Source organism: Streptomyces sp. NPDC001868, assembly GCF_040297125.1.
Lineage (GTDB): Bacteria > Actinomycetota > Actinomycetes > Streptomycetales > Streptomycetaceae > Streptomyces.
Window position 1 is genome coordinate 1 of the sequence record NZ_JBEOYO010000141.1, and the last position, 1,380, is coordinate 1,380.

Sequence of the window (1,380 nt, forward strand, 5' to 3'; positions counted from 1 at the left end):
GCAAATGGACTGGACTGTGGTGGTGTCCACAGTGCTGGGTGCGGTGATCGGTGTCGCATCGGCGTTGGCGCTGGAACACGTGCGGTGGCGCAACCGGGCGAAGGACCGGCGAAGTGACACTCTGCGCTCGGTCTACGCTGCGTATTTCGGTGCGGTCTCCCAGGCTGCCGAGCAGATATGGCAAGCAAGCCGGGCTGGGCTCTCGACCGCTGACGACTCAGCAGACAGGTCTCATTCCGCATTCGGCGATCACCACGTATTCGCGAAACGGTACGAACTCGTACTCCTGGCTCCAGCCGACGTGGCCGACCTTGCGAATGACGTGGTGTGGAAGCTGGTCAAGTGGAGCGACCAGGTCATCGGTGGGGCCACCCATGATCTGCCCGGCTGCAATGCCGCCCGGCTTGCGTTCAACCAGGCACGAGACGGGCTCATCGAGAAGATGCGCCAGACCTTGCCTGGAACCATGGACCGAGCGCCGTGAGTTCCCGCATCCCTCACGGGAGCGCCGCTGCCCTGCATGGCCGGGGCCGACGGCGCAGTCGGCTCATCGAGGACGGGGCGCGGCCGCGGCTTCGGCTCGGGCATTGGCGGCCCGAGTCCTTCCGGGGATGCTCACGGGCTCACTCCTGGGCGGTCACGGTCTCGTGTAGCAGCTACCCCTGTGCCGCGCGGCACCGCGGCATCGCCGTGTTGAAGCCTGACAGCACCGCACTCTGATGACGGCGGCGACGGTCAGTTCTCACCGAGAGGTGATCGGTGTACTGCTCTTTGGGGATGCCCCGGTCCGCTGGCCGCGCTCGAGTAGATCCGGCGTTGTCGGTGGCCAGGGGTACCGTCAGTCACCACAAGGCTCCACCGTGCTGCGGGAGACGCCCAGACGCTCGGCTACGACCGTCGTGGAGCCCTTCGCGCACGTGAGAAGGAATTTCATCTGGGCTCGCGGGGATTTCGGCGCGGGACGGGTGAACAAGGCCCGTTCGGCCCGTCCGAGGCCGTCGAAGAGCTTGCGCCGGAGCATGGCTGACGCCGGGTTGGTGTGCTGATCATCCATACCGGCAGGGTCGGTCTCGGGGTCGGGGAACGCCCGGCGGCTGAGCTCGCGCTCGCCGTCGTCTTCCTGTGCGACCCTGCCCTCGCCCAACTCGTATGCGAGCCAACCGGGGAAGGAATACGCCGATCACCTCGGCATCGCCTTCACGTGTATGTCGCCTCGCCCCGCCTCTGCCTGCCGCCGCTGCCCGTGGTGATCTGGCCGGAGCCGTCCGGCCTCGGCGACCAGGGTCGGCGGGACAATCAGGACGTACGCGGCGGACCGCACTAGGAGACCCGCACCCTCGTCGCGTGGACGGCGGGGCGGCCGTTCGTATGGGTTGACGA

The 1,380-nt window shown here is 67.4% G+C and carries 1 protein-coding gene; it reads left to right on the plus strand.

Translation table 11 applies throughout. From position 1 onward, the window contains the following. Positions 1-484, plus strand: a 484-nt coding sequence (locus ABT147_RS47170) for a hypothetical protein (RefSeq protein ID WP_351418731.1), incomplete at its 5' end; no start/stop codon positions are given. Positions 485-1,380 lie beyond the last annotated feature (896 nt).